Annotated in this window: 15 protein-coding genes; 14 read left to right on the forward strand and 1 reads right to left on the reverse strand. The window is 71.1% G+C overall.

Translation table 11 applies throughout. The features are described 5' to 3' along the window. The first annotated feature begins 12 nt into the window (after window positions 1-12). From pyrR to KF709_13940, 5 genes are read left to right on the forward strand one after another with little or no spacing between them, the layout of a single operon-like run. Entirely contained in the window at window positions 13-555 is a 543-nt protein-coding gene (gene pyrR / locus KF709_13920) for a bifunctional pyr operon transcriptional regulator/uracil phosphoribosyltransferase PyrR (protein ID MBX3175506.1), read from the forward strand. Further along, on the forward strand, window positions 552-1,511 hold the full coding sequence (locus KF709_13925) for an aspartate carbamoyltransferase catalytic subunit (GenBank protein ID MBX3175507.1): 960 nt from the start codon (window positions 552-554) through the stop codon (window positions 1,509-1,511). Before pyrR ends, KF709_13925 begins: the two co-directional genes overlap by 4 nt. Continuing rightward, entirely contained in the window at window positions 1,508-2,794 is a 1,287-nt protein-coding gene (locus KF709_13930) for a dihydroorotase (protein MBX3175508.1), read from the forward strand. Before KF709_13925 ends, KF709_13930 begins: the two co-directional genes overlap by 4 nt. A gap of 4 nt (window positions 2,795-2,798) precedes the next feature. After that, on the forward strand, window positions 2,799-3,401 hold the full coding sequence (locus KF709_13935) for a class II aldolase/adducin family protein (protein ID MBX3175509.1): 603 nt from the start codon (window positions 2,799-2,801) through the stop codon (window positions 3,399-3,401). Beyond that, entirely contained in the window at window positions 3,401-4,489 is a 1,089-nt protein-coding gene (locus KF709_13940; GenBank protein ID MBX3175510.1) for a hypothetical protein, read from the forward strand. The genes KF709_13935 and KF709_13940 overlap by 1 nt, the downstream gene beginning before the upstream one ends. Window positions 4,490-4,622: 133 nt before the next feature. Here KF709_13940 and rpsT read toward each other — a convergent pair whose 3' ends face one another. Then, window positions 4,623-4,859, reverse strand: coding sequence for a 30S ribosomal protein S20 (gene rpsT / locus KF709_13945; protein ID MBX3175511.1), 237 nt, complete (start codon window positions 4,857-4,859; stop codon window positions 4,623-4,625). A 179-nt stretch (window positions 4,860-5,038) separates the two neighbouring features. On the opposite strand from rpsT, the gene KF709_13950 reads away from it, so the two are divergent. The 9 genes from KF709_13950 to KF709_13990 are packed head-to-tail and all read left to right on the forward strand — an operon-like array spanning window position 5,039 to window position 14,775. After that, window positions 5,039-5,782, forward strand: coding sequence for a segregation/condensation protein A (locus tag KF709_13950; protein ID MBX3175512.1), 744 nt, complete (start codon window positions 5,039-5,041; stop codon window positions 5,780-5,782). Beyond that, window positions 5,757-6,464 carry an SMC-Scp complex subunit ScpB gene (gene scpB, locus KF709_13955; GenBank protein MBX3175513.1) on the forward strand — a complete coding sequence of 236 codons (708 nt, stop codon included), beginning with the start codon at window positions 5,757-5,759 and terminating at the stop codon, window positions 6,462-6,464. Before KF709_13950 ends, scpB begins: the two co-directional genes overlap by 26 nt. Further along, the gene (locus KF709_13960) at window positions 6,461-7,192 is read left to right on the forward strand and encodes an rRNA pseudouridine synthase (GenBank protein MBX3175514.1); all 732 of its coding nucleotides are present in this window, start codon (window positions 6,461-6,463) and stop codon (window positions 7,190-7,192) included. Before scpB ends, KF709_13960 begins: the two co-directional genes overlap by 4 nt. A gap of 10 nt (window positions 7,193-7,202) precedes the next feature. Continuing rightward, entirely contained in the window at window positions 7,203-8,153 is a 951-nt protein-coding gene (locus KF709_13965; protein ID MBX3175515.1) for an AAA family ATPase, read from the forward strand. Window positions 8,154-8,158: 5 nt separating this feature from the next. Continuing rightward, window positions 8,159-9,070 (forward strand): DUF58 domain-containing protein, encoded by a 912-nt coding sequence (locus KF709_13970; GenBank protein ID MBX3175516.1) that lies wholly within the window; start codon window positions 8,159-8,161, stop codon window positions 9,068-9,070. Continuing rightward, a complete protein-coding gene (locus KF709_13975) occupies window positions 9,067-10,014 on the forward strand; it encodes a hypothetical protein (protein ID MBX3175517.1) in 948 nt (315 codons plus the stop codon). The genes KF709_13970 and KF709_13975 overlap by 4 nt, the downstream gene beginning before the upstream one ends. Next, complete coding sequence (locus KF709_13980) at window positions 10,011-11,009, forward strand: VWA domain-containing protein (GenBank protein ID MBX3175518.1); 999 nt, start codon at window positions 10,011-10,013, stop codon at window positions 11,007-11,009. Before KF709_13975 ends, KF709_13980 begins: the two co-directional genes overlap by 4 nt. After that, window positions 11,006-12,712 carry a VWA domain-containing protein gene (locus KF709_13985; protein MBX3175519.1) on the forward strand — a complete coding sequence of 569 codons (1,707 nt, stop codon included), beginning with the start codon at window positions 11,006-11,008 and terminating at the stop codon, window positions 12,710-12,712. Before KF709_13980 ends, KF709_13985 begins: the two co-directional genes overlap by 4 nt. Beyond that, entirely contained in the window at window positions 12,712-14,775 is a 2,064-nt protein-coding gene (locus KF709_13990; GenBank protein ID MBX3175520.1) for a BatD family protein, read from the forward strand. Before KF709_13985 ends, KF709_13990 begins: the two co-directional genes overlap by 1 nt. Window positions 14,776-14,806: the final 31 nt, after the last annotated feature.

The raw sequence follows: 14,806 nt of genomic DNA on the forward strand, positions 1-14,806 counted from the left end.
ATATTTCCGAGGATGTCCTCGTCCTCGGTCCTGTTGGATGCGCGCGCCGTCGCGCGAACGATCTCGCGAATGGCCGACGAGATCCTCGAACGCAATGACGGCCCCGATCGCCTGATGCTCGTCGGCATCCAGCGTCGCGGCGTCCAGATTGCCGACCGCATCGCCGACGTCATCAAGGAACGCGAGGGTCAGGACGTGCCCCGCGGCGCCCTCGACATCACGCTCTACCGCGATGACCTGCAGACCGTGGGCCCGCGCCCCGTGGTCGGCCAGACACACCTGCCCGGCGCACTGGAAGGCAAGGTCGTCGTCATCGTCGATGACGTGCTCTTCACGGGCCGCACCATCCGCGCGGCGCTGGACGAGCTCGCCGATTTCGGCCGCCCCTCTCGCATCATGCTCGCGGTGCTCGTGGACCGCGGCGGCCGCGAGCTTCCCATCCACGCCGATGTGGTCGGCAAGAAGGTCAGCGTGCCACCCGGCGGACGCGTGGACGTGCTCGTCCCCTCGCTCGACGGCCGCGACGAAGTCATCCTCGCCGGGGGCGGGGCGTGAGCGCCTCGCTCGGCAAGGATCTCATCGGGCTCGCTGGCCTCTCCGGCGAACAGATCACCACGATTCTCGACGTCGCCGAGCCCCTGCGCGAGATCTCCGAGCGCGCCATCAAGAAGGTGCCGACGCTGCGCGGCATGACGGTGGTGAATCTGTTCTTCGAGCCGTCCACGCGGACGCGCATCTCGTTCGAGTTCGCCGAGAAGCGGATGAGCGCCGACACGGTGAACGTCGCCGCCGTCGGGTCGAGCGTGTCCAAGGGCGAGACCCTCGTGGACACCGCGCGGAACCTCGAGGCGATGCGCATCGACATGGTCGTCATCCGCCACGGCTCGTCCGGCGCGGCGCGCTTCCTGGCCGAGCGCATCGACTCAAACGTGATCAACGCCGGCGACGGCACGCACGAGCACCCGACGCAGGGCCTGCTCGACATCCTCACCCTGCGCCAGCGCTTCGGCTCGCTCGAGGGCCGCAAGGTCTGCCTGGTGGGCGATGTGCTGCACTCGCGCGTCGCCCGCTCGAATCTGTGGGGCCTCAAGGCCCTTGGCGCCGACGTCGCCGTCTGCGGTCCGCGCTCGCTGCTGCCCAACGCCATCCACGAGATGGGCGTGAAGGTCTTCAACCGCATCGAGACGGCCATCGAATGGGCCGAGGCGCTGAACGTCCTGCGCCTGCAGCTCGAGCGAATGCAGGCCGGCTACATCCCGTCGTTGCGCGAGTACAACCGCGTCTTCGGCGTCACCCGCGCGCGGCTCGAGGCCGCGCCGCGCGACTTGCTCATCCTCCACCCGGGGCCGATGAATCGCGGCGTCGAGATAGATTCCGACGTCGCCGATGGCCCGCACTCCGTGATCCTAGACCAAGTGACCAACGGCGTGGCCGTGCGTATGGCCGTGCTCTATCTCCTCGCCGGCCAGAAGGCCTCGCTGGCAGATGTCGCCAAGGGAGGCGCCCAGTGAGCGCTGCCACTCTCGTGAAGGGCGGGCGCCTGGTGGACCCGTCGCAGAACCTGGACGCCGTCGGCGACCTGTTGCTGGTGGATGGCAAGGTGGCCCAGGTCGGCGGCAGCATTGCCGCTCCTGTGGGCGCCACCGTGGTTGACGCCATGGGCCAGGTTGTCGCGCCGGGGCTGATCGACGTGCACGTGCATCTTCGTGAGCCGGGGCGCGAGGACGTCGAGACCGTCGCGACCGGCGCACACGCCGCGGTTGCCGGTGGGTTCACCGCGGTCTGCTCGATGCCCAACACCAAGCCGGTCACGGACAACCAGGCCACGGTGGGTTTCGTGAAGCGGCAGGGCGAGGCGGCAGGCTTTGCGCGCGTCTATCCGATCGGCGCGATCTCGCTGGGCCAGATGGGCGAGACGCTTGCCGAGTTTGGCGAGATGGTCGCCGCCGGCGCCGTCGCGGTGTCCGACGACGGCAAGCCAGTCGAGAACTCGCACCTGATGCGCACGGCGATGGAGTACGCGCTCACCTTCGGCATCCCGGTGGTCGAGCACTGCGAGGTGATGTCGCTGGCCCACGGCGGCTCGATGAACGAGGGTGTGGTCTCGGCCCGCCTCGGGCTCAAGGGCATTCCCGCGGAGGCCGAGGAGATCGACGTCGCGCGCTGCATCTTGCTCGCGAAGCGCACCGGCGGTCACGTGCACCTCTGCCACCTGAGCACCAAGGGTTCCGTGGACCTCGTGCGCTGGGGCAAGGCGCAGGGCATCAACGTGACGGCCGAGGTCTGCAGCCACCACATCTCGCTGACCGAAGAGGCCTGCGAGGGCTACAACACCAACGCCAAGATGAACCCGCCGCTGCGCAGGCCCGAGGACGTCGAGGCGCTGCAGCAGGGCCTCAAGGACGGTACCATCGACCTGCTGGTGACGGACCACGCGCCGCATCACTACGACGAGAAGGAGCGCGAGTTCGCCGACGCGCCCAATGGCATCGTCGGCCTCGAGACGGCGCTCGGCGTGAACATCACGTATCTGGTGAAGCCGGGCATCATTGGGATCCCCGAGCTCGTGAACCGGATGTCCTGCCTGGCGGCGAAGATCTTCCACCTGCCGGGTGGCACGCTGGCCGCCGGCAGCATCGCCGACGTGACGGTCTTCGACCCGGCGCGCGAGTGGACCGTGGACCCGAAGCAGTTCAAGTCCAAGGGCCGCAACACGCCCTACGGCGGCCACAGGCTCAGCGGCCTCGCCACCTGTACCATCGTGGGCGGACGGATCGTCCACCAGGTGAGCTGAAGCCGTGGCCTCGACCTTGGCGGCGGCGCGCGCGGCCATCGTCCGGGTTTGTCGGCGGCTGTACGAAGCCGGTTTGATTGCGGGGCAGGACGGAAACGTCTCGGTGCGCGTGGATGCCAAGCGCATCCTCGTCACACCGGCCGGACTCTCGAAGGTGGACGTCACCGCGTCGGATCTCGTGCTGCTGTCGCTCGACGGCCGCACGGCAACGGGCCGCCATCGCCCGTCGTCGGAGGTCGCGGTGCATCTGGAGATCTATCGCGGGCGAAAGGACGTGTCCGCGGTGGTGCACGCACATCCGCCGACGGCCACGGGTTTCGCTGTCGCCGGCCAGACCCTGCCCAGCGGAGTGTTGCCGGAGTTGGACCTCGGCGTGGGACCCGTGGCATTGGTGCCGTACGCCTCACCAGGCACGCAGGCCCTCGCGCGGCAGTTCAGGCCGTATCTTGTAGGACACGAAGCCTGGTTGATGGCCAACCACGGCCTCGTCACCGCCGGGCCGAGCCTGCTTGTGGCCCATCAGCGGATGGAAAGTGTAGAGCACGCGGCGCGGATCTTCCTAGCCGCGCGCGCCGTCGGTCCCCTGGTCCCAATCCCGAAGCCGTGATGAAGAAGGCCGATTCCTCGCACCTCGAGGCCCTCGAGGCCCTGCTCGCCGAGAAGCGCAAGCACGAGGGCTACCTCGAGAAGCTTGAGCTCCGCAAGGCGGGTACGCCCGAGCACGTGTACGCGCGTCTGCGCGACGAGTACCTCACCAAGCTCACCGACGCGCAGGTGCGCGCGGCCGCCGAGGCGGAGTCACTCTCCGGGGGGCTGCAGGACGATGCCGTCGCCGTGCAGGAGGCCGAGGGCAAGCTCTCGGCACTTGAGGAGGAGCGGATCGAAGGGGAGCTTCGGGCGGAGGTCGGCGAGTTCGACCCCAAGGACTGGCAGAAGAAGCTCACGGCGCTGAACGCGAGCATTGCGTTGGCCGAGAAGGAGCGCGACGTGCGCCGCGAAGTGTTCGAACGCACGCGGACGCTGCTCGCCGAGGCGCGGGGCAAGCTGGAGGGTGGGGAACAGGGGGCCGCGATCGAGCCGGCGCCCGAGGGTCCGAGCGCTCCCGAGACCGCCACGCGCCCGCAGTTGCGCCACACCACCGCCATCAAGGGTGCGCCGAACTTCGACGAGCTGGAGTTCCTGAAGTCGGTCGTGGGACGCCAGAGCACGCCGTCCAAGCCGATCGTCGAGGGTGGCTCGGCCCCGGCGCCAAAGCCGCTCAGCGACGGTCCTTCGGCGCCGACGCCGAGGTCGACACCCGCCAACGTGGCGGCCGCCCCCGCGGCCACGAGCGCGTCTGCAGGCGCGGCACACGAGGCGAGGCCAGCGGAGGCCCCCGCGCCCCGCGCCTCCCAGCCGGTCGCTGCGCCGGCGGACGACGAGGCGGCACAGGACGAGGAGGAGAGCGCGGCCTCGAAGCCGGAGGCGAGCCGCAGTGCGGCCCCCTCCGAGCCGGAGGCCAAGCCCGCGCGCAAGCCGGCTGCGAAGGCCGAGCCGGCCGAGGACGAGGAGGACTCCGCGCCGAGCCCACTGGGGAAGCCGAATCCGCGCAACTCGCAGACCATCAAGTCGCTGAAGTGCCAGGAGTGTGGGTCGATGAACTACCCGACCGAGTGGTACTGCGAGCGTTGCGGTGGGGAGTTGGCGGCCCTGTAGCGCGGCTTGGGCGTCACGGCCTGGCCCGCTGCGGCCACGGGGCCGCAGCGCTTGCGACGGCAGGGCAGATAAAGAAAACGCCGCGCGCTCTGTGTGAGCGCGCGGCGTTTGGATTTCCGGATCGAAAGAGCGCTTACTTCGCGGCCTTGGCGAGCTTCGACTTCTGGCGGGCCGCGGCGTTCTTGTGGATCAGCCCCTTGCGGGCCGCGCGGTCGAGCAGCGTGACGGCCTTGGCCTTCTCGTCGGCCGACGAGGCCGTGGCCTTCGCGGTCTTGAGCGCGGTCCGGAGCGCGGAGCGCTGCGCACGGTTACGGGCGGTCGCCGTACGGGACTTGCGCATGTTCTTCTTCGCGGACGCGATTCTCGGCACTGGTCCTGACTCTCAGCAAATGGATGAAAATGGGGACGGCAACGGCGCCGTCCCACAGCCACGGAAGTGTAGTCGGGACGGCGGGTTAGGTCAAGCGACCGGGTGCTTTCATCGCACCCGTCGCCTATATAGTTTTCGCCGCGACTGCCCGTGACGGGCCTCACTCCAGCCGTAGCGTCGTGTCCAACCCCTCCGTCGGCGAAGCCCACGCCGGCACGAACAGCTTTGTCGTCGAGCTCACGGGCTTCAATGGCCCGCTCGACCTGCTCCTCTCGCTCATCCGCGACGAGCAGGTGGACATCTACGACATCCCCGTGGCCCGCATCTGCGAGCAGTTTCTCGCCCGGATGCACGAGCTGCAGCTCAACGAGGCCGCCGAGTACCTGGAGATGGCCGCGCGCCTGATCCGCATCAAGGCGCAGATGTTGCTGCCCCGCAAGGAAGGCCACGACGACTGGGAAGACCCGCGGGCCGAGCTGGTGCGCCGCCTGCTCGAGTACCAGCAGATGCGCGAGGTGGTGGACTTGCTCGAGCATCTGGGCGAGGACCGCCGCGCGCGCTTCGGCCGCACCTTCGTGGCCCAGGCCGCCGCACCGCCGCCGGCCCCGCTGGCGCTGTCGTTGGGTGACCTACTCGTGGCGGTTGATCGCGTGCTTCGCGCCTCGCGTCGCCCGACGATCCACGAGGTGGTGCCGCGTGCGCTGGACGTGGACGGTGCCATGCAGACCGTGCGCGCCATCCTGCAGCTGCGCGCCAAGGCCCGCTTCCGCGAACTCATCCGTGACGATTCCGAACCCTGGGAAGTGCTGAGCGCGCTGCTCGGATTGCTCGAGCTGGCCAAGCGCTCGGAAGTGCACCTCACCCAACCCCGACCTTTTGCTGACGTGGAGATCCGCCGTGAACTCGCTGGCGAAGCTGCTTGAGGCCGCGCTCTTCGCGAGCCCGCGCCCCATCGCGACCGAAGAGCTCGCCGCCCTCGACCCCGAGGCCTCGCCGGCCGCGCTGCAGAGCGCGCTGGACGAGCTGCGCGAGCACTATGACGTGGACGGACACGGTGTCGAACTGCTTGAGGTGGGCGGTGGCTGGCAGATCCTGACGCGGCCGGAGTACACCGAGGCCATCGAGCGCGCGCAGATGGCGGTGCGGCCGCAGCGGCTCTCGCCGGCGGCGCTGGAGACGCTCGCCATCATCGCGTATCGCCAGCCCATCGGCCGCGCTGAGATCTCCGAGATTCGCGGCGTCGACGTGGGTGCGGTGATCAAGGGCCTGCACGAGCGCGGTTTGATCGACGTGGTCGGTCGCGCGGAGGGTCTGGGCCGCCCGTTGCTGTACGGCACCACCGGTCTCTTCCTCGAGCAGTTCGCGCTGCGCCACCTCGGCGAGTTGCCGCGCGTGGACGAGCTCGCGATCGCGCTGCGCAAGCACGGGGAGCCAGTCCCGCCGATTATGGCGGACACGCCGCCGGTTCCTGCCGCGCCCGCAGCAGCGACCGATGCCGCGGCCGACGCGGCCGAGGTGGCCAGCGCGGCGGAGCCGGCTGGAGTAGGGGCGGCCAGCGGCCAGGGCGAGGACTCCACCGCCGGGGAGACGGGCGCTTCCGCGTGAGCGACGGGGCGATGCGGATCCAGCGCGCGCTCGCGCGGGCCGGCATCGCCTCGCGCCGCAAGGCCGAGGAGCTGGTGGCCGCGGGGCGCGTGCGCATCAACGGGGAGGTGGCACGCATCGGGCAGAGCGTGGATCCCGAACGCGACCGCATCACGGTGGATGATGCCGCAGTGGCCCAGCCGGTGGCCAGCAAGTGGCTGGTGCTGCACAAGCCCGCCGGGGTACTGACCACGCGCAGCGACCCGGAAGGGCGCCGCACCGTCTTTGATCTCGTGCCGCCCCAGCCCGGGCTCACCTATGTGGGCCGCCTCGACTACATGACCGAAGGCGTACTGCTCCTCACCACCGACGGCGACGCCGCGCATCGGCTCACGCATCCCAGCGCGCAGGTGCCGCGGCGCTACGTCGCCACGGTGCGCGGATCGGTGAAGCGCGCCGCCGCCGAGATCCGGGCCGGCATCGAGCTGGACGACGGTTTCGTGCAGCCTGAGGAGGTCGAGGTCACGCCGGGTGCGCAGGCCCGCAGCTGGGACCTCGCCCTCACCATCCGCGAGGGGCGCACGCGCGAAGTCCGGCGGCTCTGCGAGGCGGTGGAACTCGAGGTCCTCCGGCTTGTCCGCACCTCGTTCGGGCCGGTCACGCTGGGCGCACTCGCGCCCGGCGCCTCCCGCGCGCTCACCAGCAAGGAGCGCACGCTGCTCGACGCGCTCACTTCCACGCCACACTGACACCACTCCGATGGCGCACCGCCTCACTGATGACATCCTCGCGCAGGTCTCCCAGCGCGTCGTCGGCCAGCAGGCCATGGTCGAGCGACTGCTTATCGCCCTGCTCACGGGCGGGCACGTGCTGCTCGAGGGCGTGCCGGGGCTCGCCAAGACGTTGACGGTCCGCACGCTGGCGGAGACGGTGCGCACGACCTTCAGCCGCATCCAGTTCACGCCCGACCTGCTGCCGGCCGACGTCATCGGCACGCAGGTGTTCGACCAGAAGACCGCGACGTTCTCCGTGAAGCGCGGGCCGATCTTCGCGAACATCGTGCTGGCGGACGAGATCAACCGCGCACCGGCCAAGGTGCAGGCGGCGCTGCTCGAGGCGATGCAGGAGAAGCAGGTCACGATTGGCGGGACGAGCTTCGCGCTGGATGAGCCCTTCCTCGTGCTGGCCACGCAGAACCCGATTGAGCAGGAGGGCACATATCCGCTGCCCGAGGCGCAGGTGGACCGCTTCATGCTCAAGCTGCGCGTGGGCTATCCCTCGAAGGATGAGGAGCGCGAGATCATGCGGCGCATGGCCGGTGGTGAGGCCATTCCGGTGCAGGCTGTCGCCGAACCGGTCGCGCTGCTGCAGGCGCGCAAGGACATCGCCGCCTTGCACCTCGACGATCGACTCGTGGATTACATCGTCTCGTTGGTCCACGCCACGCGCGCGCCGCAGGAGTCGGGGCTGGGCGACCTCGCGCCGCTGATCGAGTACGGTGCATCGCCGCGCGCGACCATCGCCCTCGCGCAGGCGGCCCGCGCGCACGCCTACCTCCGCGGCCGCGCGTTCGTCTCGCCTGACGACGTGAAGGCCATCGCCCCCGACGTGCTGCGGCACCGCGTGCTCCTCACCTTCGAGGCCGAGGCCGAGAACGTGAGCTCCGACGCCGTCATCACGCGCGTGCTCGATCGCATCGCCGCCCCGTGAGCCCCGTGGCCGCCGAGCGCGGCCGCACGGCCGCCGTCCCGCCGGAAGTCCTGCGCCAGGTGCGCCGCATCGAGCTGCGCACGCGCGGCTTGGTCAACTCGCGCTTCACGGGCGAGTACCACTCGGTGTTCAAGGGCATGGGGATGGAGTTCGCCGAGGTCCGCGAATACCAAGCTGGCGACGAGGTGCGCACCATCGACTGGAACGTCAGCGCGCGCATGCGGCGGCTCTTCGTCAAGCGATTCGTCGAGGAACGCGAGCTCACGGTGATGCTGTTGGTGGACTCGTCGGGCTCCAGCCGCGGCGGCTCGCTGGAACGCGACAAGCAGTCGATGGCAGCCGAGCTCGCCGCCGTGCTCGCGCTCACCGCCACACGGAACAACGATCGCGTCGGGTTGCTGCTGCACTCGGATCGTGTCGAGCACGTGGTGCCGCCACGCAAGGGTCGTCGGCACGCGCTGCGCCTCGTGCGCGATGTGCTGGCGGCGCGGGCGCAGGAGCGCGGTACGGACCTCGCAGCCGCCTGCGACTACGCCGCGCGGCTGCTGCCACACCGCAGCATCGTGTTCGTCATCTCTGACTTTGTCTCGCCGAGCTATGACGACGCGCTCTCCCGGCTCTCGCGCCGCCACGACGTCGTCGCCGTGGTGCTCGACGACCCGGCGGAACGTCAATTGCCCGACGTGGGCGTGGCACGGATGGTCGACGCCGAGACGGGTGAGTTGGCCGAGGTGGACACCTCAGACCTTGGCCTGCGCCGACGCTACGCCGAGGCCGTGCAGGCGGAGACGGCCGCACGGCAGGGCCTGCTGCGGCGCCTGGCGGTGGACGAGGTGCTGGTCCCGCTCGAACGCGGCTACACGGAACCCTTGCTGCGCTTCTTCCGCACGCGCGAGACGCGCGCCCGCCGCCGGTGATCGCCCGCCTCGCGCTCGCCCTGCTGCTGCAGGCGTCCGCTGACCCGACGCGCGACGCCACGGTGTCCGCGCGCGTCACGCCCGAAGCGCCCGCGGTGGGCGAGCCGATTCTTGTCGAGCTTCGGGTCCGTGCGCCGGCCGGAACGGATGTGCGATTTCCGGTGCTGCCGGACACCGGCAGCCGCATCGAGCCGCTGGATCCGCGCGTCCTGCGTGACGCCTCCACGGACGGCCGCATCGACCGGAGCGCAGTCTATCGAATGATCGCCTGGGACACGGGCAGCGTTGTCGTGGCACTCGATGACGTGGTGCTGACGCGTGACGGACGCGAGCGGCGTTATCCCGTGGTGTTGCCGGACATCCGCATCCGCTCCGTGCTGCCGGCGGACACGGCGCTGCGTGTGCCGCGCGAGGCCTCACCGGCCGTGGCGGTGCCCAGCTGGCATTGGCGGTTCTGGTTGGGATTGCTTGTCGTGGCGGCCTTGCTCTGGTGGGGCGTTCGCCGCTGGCGCGTTCAGCGCGCGGAGTCGGCCGCACACGCCGCCGCCGATGCCGCACGACGGGCGGAAGAGGCCTTCGCACACGCCGAGTCCCTCCACCTCCTTGCGGCCGGCGAGCCGGGGCGCCACCTGCTCGCGCACACGCAGGTGCTGCGGCGCTATCTGGCCGCACGTTGGCCCGTGGCAGGGGCGCAGCTGACGGCAACCGAGCTCCGGTCCGCGCTGACGGGTACGGAGTTCCCGCTGCTACCCGAACGTCTGGTCGGCCTCCTCGATCGCGCCGAGGCGGTGGCCTATGCGCAGGCACCGATCGCCGCCGACGAGGCGGAGCGCCTCGGGCTTGAGGCGCGCGCCATCGTGGACGATCTCGAGACGGTGTGGCGCACGCGGCGCCAGGTGGTCGAGGCCCCGCCACGTCGCATTCGACGGAAGGCGTTGCGATGAACGGCTTCTTCGGGGACGCCGTTACCTTCTCCTCGCCGTGGATGTTCGCGGCGCTGCTGCCGCTTGTCGCCTGGCTGTGGTGGCGCCGTCGCCGCCGCCCGCCCGCGCTGCTCCACGCCCGCGCTGGCCTCCTGGCGCACGGACCTCAACGCGGACGATGGACCGCGCGGGCGCTGCTGCTGCTGCGCCTCGTCACGCTGCTGGCCCTCGTCGTGGCGATGGCCCGCCCGCGCACCGGTGCGCGCACGGAGACCATCCGTGGCGACGGCATCAGCATCGTGCTCGCGCTCGACGTCTCCAGCTCGATGCTCGCCGAGGACTTCCAGCCGGACAATCGGCTGCGCGTGGCGAAGCAGACGGCCAAGGAGTTCATCGACGCCCGCGACGCCGACCAAGTCGGCCTCGTGGCCTTCGCCGGCGAGGCGCTGACGCAGGTGCCGCTGACGCTCGACTATCCGGTCATCCTCGCGGCGTTGGACCAGCTCACACCGGGCCAGCTGGAGGACGGCACCGCCATCGGCACGGCCCTGATGACAGCGACCAACCGACTGCGCGACGCACCCGGGCGTTCGCGCGTCGTCATCCTGCTCACCGACGGCGAGAACAATCGCGGTAGCGTGGATCCGCGCACGGCGGCGCAGGCGGCGGCGGCGCTGGGCATTCGCGTGCACACGGTGGGCATCGGCAGTGAGGGCGTCGCACCCGTGCCGGTGGGGCGCAGCGTGTTCGGGCTACGCTACGAGAATCGGCCCGTGCGCATCGATGAGGCGTTGCTTGAGGACATCGCGCGCACGACGGGCGGCCGTTACCAACGCGCGCGCGACGCCGAAGCCCTGCGGCGCACGTACCAAACCATCGACGCCCTCGAGCGCACGCCGATGCGCGAGGCGCGCACGGTGCGCTTCACCGACTGGTACCTGTGGCCGTTGGCCTTCGCCTTGTTGACGTTGATGCTCGAACTGGGCCTGCGCTGGCGCCGGGGACCGGTGCCGTGATCGCGCTCTTCGATCTCCCGTGGATGCTCGCCGTCGCGCTGGCCTGCGCGCTGGCCGCCACCGGCTTCGTCCTGATCGGGCACGCGCGCCGCCGCCGGCGCCTGCAGCGCTACGGCACACCCGAAGCCATCGCACGGCTCGCCCCCATCGAGGCGGCGCGACGGCCGACAGCGCGCGCCCTCCGACTCGGACTTGCCGCCCTGCTGTTGGGCGTTGCCGTCGCCGGGCCGCGCTGGGGTGCGAGCACGTCGGTGTTGGCGTCCGAGGGACTCGACATTGCCGTCGCGCTCGACGTCTCGCAGTCGATGCTGGCGCAGGACGAGCGCCCGAATCGTCTGGAGCTGATGAAGCAGGAGGTTCGCCGGCTGCGCGCGAGCGCCTCGGGTGATCGCATCGCGCTCATTGCGTTTGCCGGACGCAGCTACATCCTGGCGCCTCTGACGGCTGACGACGGCGCCATCGAACTCTTCCTCGACAACCTCGACCCCAGCGTCGTCGGCCAACAGGGCTCGGCGCTGCTTCCGCCGCTGCGGCAGGGGATGGACCTGCTGATGGCCAGTCGCGGCGATGCGGACCGCGCGCTGGTGGTGATGAGCGACGGTGAGGCCTTTGATGACCGTGAGGCCGCAACGGAGCGGGCGAAGGAGCTCGGGGAGGCCGGCATCCACTTGGTCACGGTGGGGTTCGGAACCCCGGGCGGCGGCACCATCCCTCTCGGATCGCGCGGCGGCACCGAACTCAAGCGTGACGACGCCGGCGCGATCGTCATCACCCGCAATGACGATGCGTTCCTCGAAGAGGTGGCGCGGGCGGCGGGCGGCGTGTTCGTCCCCTCGGACGCCACGGACAAGGGCAATCGCATCCGTCGCGCACTGGCCGACCTCGAGACGGCCGCGCGCGAGGAGACCCTGCGCGCGAATCGCCCCGCGCGCTACCAGTGGTTCGCCGCGCTGGCGTTGCTGCTGCTCTTTGTCGATGCCCTCGAAGGCGATGGCGCGCGTCGGCCCCGGTGGCTGCGCTGGCCTCGCCGGAGTCGCGCGCCGCGCCGCGAGCGGCGCGCACGCTCCCGCGAGGCGACCGCCGTGCTGCTGCTCGCGTTCGTTCTGCCGGCGTCGCCCGTGCTCGGCCAACAGACGGAGTTCGATCGGGCGCTGTCGGCGCAGCGCGCGGGACGCCACCTCGAGGCGGTCCGTCGCTACCGTGAGATGGTGACCGGCGGTGACCGTCGCGGCGAGGTGCTCTACAACCTCGGCACGGCGCTGCTCGCGGCGGACTCGCTGGATTCCGCCGTCGAAGCGCTCGAACGCGCGAGCTTCGCCGGTGACCCCGACCTGCGGCGGAACGCGCGCTACAACCTGGGACTCGCCTATCTCCAGCGCGGCCTGCGCAGTGACGGGGAGGGGCAGTCGGCGGCGCTGCAGGCGGCGCGGCGCGCGTTCCGGACCGTGTTGCTCGAACGGCCCGGCGACAAGAACGCGCAGTGGAACTACGAGTTGGCGCTGCGGGCGCCAAGTGGCGGAGGTGGCGGTGGCAGCGGCCCGCCGCCGCAGGGTCCTCCACCTCCCGAGCCAGCGCCCGGCGGGCAGATGTCCCGCCAGCAGGCCGAGGCCTTGCTTGATGCCGCCGCCCGCGAGGAGAGCGAGACACAGGCGCGCCGTCGCCGCAACGAGGCGCCGTCCCGCACGGGTGGGCGCGACTGGTGATGCACGACGCTCCACAGCCGGCGCTCGGGGCCGGCGCCACCAAGGCGCTCGGCGCGGTCATCACGATCCTCGCGGCCGCCGTCGTGTTCGCAGGCGATGCCGCGGCACAGGCGGAGGCGCGCGTCGGGTTCCGCGCGGCGCTGTCACCGGACACGATCTACGTCGGCCAGCAGGCGACCTACTCCTTGACCGTGCGAATTCCCGTCGGGGTCCGCCGACTCCTGCGCCGAAATCCGGAGTTCGTGCCGCCCGAGGCGCGCGGGATGTTGGCCTACGAACTGCCGCTGGCCCGCCGCAGCGATGCCGAAGCGGAGGCGGAGCTGCACACGTTCCGCCGCGCGCTCTTCGTGCTGACGCCTGGGCGGTACAGCATTGCCCCCGCGCGCCTCACCTACAGCATGCCGCAGAGCGCCAGCTTCTTCTCGCGCGAGGAGGAGCAGGTGCTGCGCTCCGAGGGCGTGAGCGTCGTCGCCATCGAGCCGCCGACGACCGGCCGACCGGCTGATTGGCGTGGCGCCGTCGGCAGTTGGCGCGTGTCGGCGCGGGTGGAACCCAGCGACCCCCGCGTGGGCGATCCAGTCGTGCTCACGCTGCGGCTCGAAGGCGAAGGCAATCCGACGATGCTGCCGCGTCCGGCGCTCAGCCTCGACTGGGCCGACCTGGTCCCTGACGACGAACGCGTCGTGCTCGAAGCGGCCCCGCTGCTGCTCGGAGGCTCAAAGGAGTTCAGTTGGCTGCTCACGCCACGCGTGCAGGGTCGGCAACTCGTGCCCGTGATCGAGTACGCGTTCTTCGACCCCGTCGCGCGCGGGTATGCCGTCGCTCGCAGCGTCCCAGTGCCGCTGCAGGTGCGACCCGGCAGCGTGGTCTCGTTGCCGCCGCGTCGGCTGGTCGCCGGGGACACGGTGCCCGTCGCGCTGCGGCCGGCGTTGATGGGCGCGCGGACGGTCGGGATCGACCGTCCGCTGTGGTGGCTCCTGTTCGCTGGGTTGGCGCCGCTCCCCGTGCTGCTGCGCGGACTGTGGGCGCGATCGCGCGCACGGCCGACCGCCACCCGGGATGCGCCGCGCACGCCTCGCGCGCTCCTCGAGCGCACGCTCCGCGCGCGGGCCGGTGTGGATGTCGGCGCGCACACCGCACCTGGCGCGCTCGCGGCGGCGCTGACTCTCGAGGGGGTCACTCCCGAGACAGCCGCGGAGGTCGAGAAGTTGCGCGACGCGTGCGACAGTGCGGTCTACGCAGGGACCACGGGGAGAACGGGCGGGGCGCCGCCTCGAGAAAGTGCGGGTTCGCTGCGCGCGCGCACCGAGTCCCTGATGCGGCGCGTGGCGAACGAAGCGCGACGGCGCGGCGCGCTCTGCCTCGTGATGGCCGCCACGTTCACGATGGGCTGCGCGGCCGCGACCGACGACCACGCCACCGCACTCACGGCCTTCGCCGAGGGTCAGACGGCGTACGCCGGCGGGGACTACGCCCGTGCCCGCGACGCGTTCGGGCGGGCGGCACTGGCCGCACCGCGCGACGCGGCGGCCTGGAGCAACTACGGGGCGGCCGGCTGGCAGGCGGCGGACACGGCGGCCGCCGTGATCGGCTGGCAACGTGCGCTGCGGCTCGATCCGACCAGCGCTGCGCTTCGCGAGCGGCTGCGCAGGGTGCGGGCGCCCCAACTCCGCGGTGCCGCGCGCGTGTGGCCGCTGCCGCCCGTCGCCCTCGCCACCGCCGCCGCGCTGCTGTGGCTGCTTGGCTGGCTCTGGGCCTTCCTGCGACAGCGCCGGAGCCTGCCGTTGCGGCGGGTGAACTGGCTGCTGCTCCCGGGACTGCTCTTGGCGATCGGGGCCGCGTACACCGACCAACGGCTCGCGGCGCGCGACCTGGTGGTCGTCACGCAACCGTCGCCGCTCCGGGCCCTGCCAGCGCTGGGCGCCGACGCGGGCGCCGTGCCGCTGGCGGGTGAGGTCGGGCGCGTGGTCGAGCGACGCGGCGTGTGGTACCGGCTGGAGCTCGAGGGCGGACGCGGTGGGTGGTATCCCGCCGAGCGTGTCGTTTCGTTGGCTCGCGATTGATGCAGGCCAGCGCGCGCAGGAGATTTCGCGG

The organism is Gemmatimonadaceae bacterium (assembly GCA_019637445.1).
Taxonomy (GTDB): Bacteria; Gemmatimonadota; Gemmatimonadetes; order Gemmatimonadales; family Gemmatimonadaceae; genus Pseudogemmatithrix.